This is a genomic window from Micromonospora sp. AMSO12t (genome assembly GCF_008806585.1).
Classification (GTDB): Bacteria; Actinomycetota; Actinomycetes; order Mycobacteriales; family Micromonosporaceae; genus Micromonospora; species Micromonospora reichwaldensis.
In genome coordinates this window covers 1-5,260 of sequence record NZ_WAAS01000365.1, presented here as the reverse complement: position 1 = coordinate 5,260, position 5,260 = coordinate 1, and the positions used below count along the sequence as shown (strand labels likewise).

3 rRNA genes are annotated in these 5,260 nt (G+C 57.7%); all 3 read right to left on the bottom strand.

The features are described from left to right. Positions 1-2 precede the first annotated feature (2 nt). Positions 3-119: ribosomal RNA gene (gene rrf, locus F6X68_RS30395) — 5S ribosomal RNA — on the bottom strand. A gap of 84 nt (positions 120-203) precedes the next feature. Then, positions 204-3,313, bottom strand: a 23S ribosomal RNA gene (locus F6X68_RS30390). Between the two features lie 374 nt (positions 3,314-3,687). Continuing rightward, positions 3,688-5,202, bottom strand: a 16S ribosomal RNA gene (locus F6X68_RS30385). Together the 16S, 23S and 5S rRNA genes form the textbook arrangement of a ribosomal RNA operon. Between the last annotated feature and the right edge of the window lie 58 nt (positions 5,203-5,260).

The window sequence follows — 5,260 nt, the reverse complement described above, 5'->3', positions numbered from 1 at the left end:
TTGTCCGGCGGTGTCCTACTCTCCCACACCCTCCCGAGTGCAGTACCATCGGCGCTGGAGGGCTTAGCTTCCGGGTTCGGAATGTAACCGGGCGTTTCCCCTCCGCCATGACCGCCGTAACTCTATCGACATATCAAACAACACCAACCACGTGGTCTGTTGTTCGTTTATCGAGAGTTGCACAGTGGACGCGTAGCAGCTTAGTAGTCAAGTCCTCGGCCTATTAGTACCGGTCAACTGAACCCGTTACCGGGCTTACATTTCCGGCCTATCAACCCAGTCGTCTAGCTGGGGGCCTTACCCCACAAAGTGGGTGGGATACCTCATCTTGAAGCGAGCTTCCCGCTTAGATGCTTTCAGCGGTTATCCCTTCCGAACGTAGCTAACCAGCCGTGCCCCTGGCGGGACAACTGGCACACCAGAGGTTCGTCCGTCCCGGTCCTCTCGTACTAGGGACAGCCCTTCTCAAGTATCCTACGCGCACGGCGGATAGGGACCGAACTGTCTCACGACGTTCTAAACCCAGCTCGCGTACCGCTTTAATGGGCGAACAGCCCAACCCTTGGGACCTGCTACAGCCCCAGGATGCGACGAGCCGACATCGAGGTGCCAAACCATCCCGTCGATATGGACTCTTGGGGAAGATCAGCCTGTTATCCCCGGGGTACCTTTTATCCGTTGAGCGACACCGCTTCCACTCGCAAGTGCCGGATCACTAGTCCCGACTTTCGTCCCTGCTCGACCTGTCAGTCTCACAGTCAAGCTCCCTTGTGTACTTGCACTCAACACCTGATTGCCAACCAGGCTGAGGGAACCTTTGGGCGCCTCCGTTACCCTTTAGGAGGCAACCGCCCCAGTTAAACTACCCACCAGACACTGTCCCTGAACCGGATAACGGTCCGAAGTTAGATACCCAAATCAACCAGAGTGGTATTTCAAGATTGCCTCCACCCATACTGGCGTATGGACTTCACCGGCTCCCACCTATCCTACACAAGCTAATTCGGATACCAATGTCAAGCTATAGTAAAGGTCCCGGGGTCTTTCCGTCCTGCCGCGCGTAACGAGCATCTTTACTCGTAATGCAATTTCGCCGGGCCTGTGGTTGAGACAGTGGGGAAGTCGTTACGCCATTCGTGCAGGTCGGAACTTACCCGACAAGGAATTTCGCTACCTTAGGATGGTTATAGTTACCACCGCCGTTTACTGGCGCTTAAGTTCTCCGCTTCGCCCCCAAAAGAGCTAACAGGTCCCCTTAACGTTCCAGCACCGGGCAGGCGTCAGTCCATATACATCGAATTACTTCTTCGCATGGACCTGTGTTTTTAGTAAACAGTCGCTTCCCCCTGCTCTCTGCGGCCATACAACGCTCCACCCGCGCGGGGCTTCACGTCTCCGGCCCCCCTTCTCCCTAAGTTACGGGGGCAATTTGCCGAGTTCCTTAACCACAGTTCGCCCGATCGCCTCGGTATTCTCTACCTGACCACCTGTGTCGGTTTGGGGTACGGGCCGCTAAGAACTCGCTAGAGGCTTTTCTCGGCAGCATAGGATCACTGACTTCACCTGAATCGGCTCGGCATCACGTCTCAGCCCTAATGGTGTGCGGATTTGCCTACACACCGGCCTACACGCTTACCCCGGCACAACCACCGGCCGGGCTCAGCTACCTTCCTGCGTCACCCCATCGCTTGACTACTACCCGCCAGGTTCCCACGCTCCCCAACCTTGATCCGAAGATCGCAGCCGGTTCGGGTGGTTAGCACAACGAGGTTCATCAGGGACGCTCTTTCGCGGGTACGGGAATATCAACCCGTTGTCCATCGACTACGCCTCTCGGCCTCGCCTTAGGTCCCGACTCACCCAGGGCGGATTAGCCTGGCCCTGGAACCCTTGGTCATCCGGCGGAAGGGTTTCTCACCCTTCTTTCGCTACTCATGCCTGCATTCTCACTCGTGCCGCGTCCACAACTGGGTCACCCCGCTGCTTCACCCCCGGCACGACGCTCCCCTACCCATCCACACACCTGCACAAGGAATCAAGTCCAAGCGAGGTAAAAATGTGAATGCCACAGCTTCGGCGGTGTGCTTGAGCCCCGCTACATTGTCGGCGCGGAACCACTTGACCAGTGAGCTATTACGCACTCTTTAAAGGGTGGCTGCTTCTAAGCCAACCTCCTGGTTGTCTATGCGACCCCACATCCTTTTCCACTTAGCACACGCTTAGGGGCCTTAGCTGGTGATCTGGGCTGTTTCCCTCTCGACTACGAAGCTTATCCCCCGCAGTCTCACTGCCGCGCTCTCACTTACCGGCATTCGGAGTTTGGCTGATTTCGGTAAGCTTGTGGGCCCCCTAGACCATCCAGTGCTCTACCTCCGGCAAGAAACACGCGACGCTGCACCTAAATGCATTTCGGGGAGAACCAGCTATCACGGAGTTTGATTGGCCTTTCACCCCTAACCACAGGTCATCCCCCAACTTTTCAACGTTGGTGGGTTCGGCCCTCCACGCGGTCTTACCCGCGCTTCAGCCTGCCCATGGCTAGATCACTCCGCTTCGGGTCTAGGACACGCGACTGAACGCCCTATTCAGACTCGCTTTCGCTACGGCTCCCCCACACGGGTTAACCTCGCCACATGCCACTAACTCGCAGGCTCATTCTTCAAAAGGCACGCCGTCACCCCGCAAGGCTCCGACGGATTGTAGGCGAACGGTTTCAGGTACTATTTCACTCCCCTCCCGGGGTACTTTTCACCATTCCCTCACGGTACTCGTCCGCTATCGGTCACCAGGAAGTATTTAGGCTTACCAGGTGGTCCTGGCAGATTCACGGCAGATTTCAGGGGTCCGCCGCTACTCGGGAACACCCACAGAAGGTCAGCAACTTTCACCTACCGGACTCTCACCGTCTACGGTCAGCCATTCCAGACTGTTCGACTAGCCACTGACTTTGTAACTTCTCGAACAAGTGTCAGCTTGTTCAGCAGGGTCCCACAACCCCGACCACGCAACCCCTGACAGGTATCACACGCAACCGGTTTAGCCTCAATCCGCTTTCGCTCGCCACTACTCACGGAATCACTAAATTGTTTTCTCTTCCTACGGGTACTGAGATGTTTCACTTCCCCGCGTTCCCCCCACACACCCTATGTGTTCAGGTGTGGGTGACTGGACATGACTCCAGCCAGGTTTCCCCATTCGGACACCCTGGGATCACAGCTTGGTTGACAGCTCCCCCAGGCCTATCGCGGCCTCCCACGTCCTTCATCGGCTCCTGGTGCCAAGGCATTCACCGTTCGCCCTTGACAACTTGACCACAAAGATGCTCGCGTCCACTGTGCAATTCTCAACAAACGACCAACCCACAACCCGATCCGTGCGACACCAAACCCGACCACCGCCGGCGGTATGCCACACCAGGCCATGCCTGGCAGCCTGCGGAACACCATGGTTCCGCTCAAGGCTCCGAAAGAAACAACCAACGGTTGTTCTTTCAGGACCCAACAGGGTGCTATCCGCCTTCTCCCAGCCGCACCAGGACTCCGTTCCCACCACCCGAGGGCAGCTGTACTAGAAGAACCCGGCCGTTGCCAGGAAAAAACTCGCCAGTGTCTCCGCCATTGAGCACCCCGACCCGACATTCGCGGGCCGCGGGCTCCTTGCACCCTTTCGGGTGAAGGTGCTCCTTAGAAAGGAGGTGATCCAGCCGCACCTTCCGGTACGGCTACCTTGTTACGACTTCGTCCCAATCGCCAGCCCCACCTTCGACGGCTCCCTCCACAAGGGTTGGGCCACCGGCTTCGGGTGTTGCCGACTTTCGTGACGTGACGGGCGGTGTGTACAAGGCCCGGGAACGTATTCACCGCAGCGTTGCTGATCTGCGATTACTAGCGACTCCGACTTCACGGGGTCGAGTTGCAGACCCCGATCCGAACTGAGACCGGCTTTTTGGGATTCGCTCCACCTCACGGTATCGCAGCCCATTGTACCGGCCATTGTAGCATGCGTGAAGCCCTGGACATAAGGGGCATGATGACTTGACGTCATCCCCACCTTCCTCCGAGTTGACCCCGGCAGTCTTCGATGAGTCCCCGCCATAACGCGCTGGCAACATCGAACGAGGGTTGCGCTCGTTGCGGGACTTAACCCAACATCTCACGACACGAGCTGACGACAGCCATGCACCACCTGTGACCGCCCCCGAAGGACCTCACATCTCTGCGAGTTTTGCGGCCATGTCAAACCCAGGTAAGGTTCTTCGCGTTGCATCGAATTAATCCGCATGCTCCGCCGCTTGTGCGGGCCCCCGTCAATTCCTTTGAGTTTTAGCCTTGCGGCCGTACTCCCCAGGCGGGGCGCTTAATGCGTTAGCTGCGGCACAGGGAACCGGAGAGGCCCCCCACACCTAGCGCCCAACGTTTACAGCGTGGACTACCAGGGTATCTAATCCTGTTCGCTCCCCACGCTTTCGCTCCTCAGCGTCAGTATCGGCCCAGAGACCCGCCTTCGCCACCGGTGTTCCTCCTGATATCTGCGCATTTCACCGCTACACCAGGAATTCCAGTCTCCCCTACCGAACTCTAGCCTGCCCGTATCGACCGCAGGCTTGGAGTTGAGCCCCAAGTTTTCACGGTCGACGCGACAAGCCGCCTACGAGCTCTTTACGCCCAATAAATCCGGACAACGCTCGCACCCTACGTCTTACCGCGGCTGCTGGCACGTAGTTGGCCGGTGCTTCTTCTGCAGGTACCGTCACTTACGCTTCGTCCCTGCTGAAAGAGGTTTACAACCCGAAGGCCGTCATCCCTCACGCGGCGTCGCTGCATCAGGCTTCCGCCCATTGTGCAATATTCCCCACTGCTGCCTCCCGTAGGAGTCTGGGCCGTGTCTCAGTCCCAGTGTGGCCGGTCGCCCTCTCAGGCCGGCTACCCGTCGTCGCCTTGGTAGGCCATCACCCCACCAACAAGCTGATAGGCCGCGAGCCCATCCCAGGCCGAAAAACTTTCCACCACCAACCATGCGACCGGTGGTCCTATTCGGTATTAGCCCCCGTTTCCGAGGGTTATCCCAAAGCCTAGGGCAGGTTGCTCACGTGTTACTCACCCGTTCGCCGCTCGAGTACCCCGAAGGGCCTTTCCGCTCGACTTGCATGTGTTAAGCACGCCGCCAGCGTTCGTCCTGAGCCAGGATCAAACTCTCCAACAAAAACTTGTTGAAAAACTGTCCCGACAACAAAAAGTGTTGCCAAAGGAATCCAAGACCA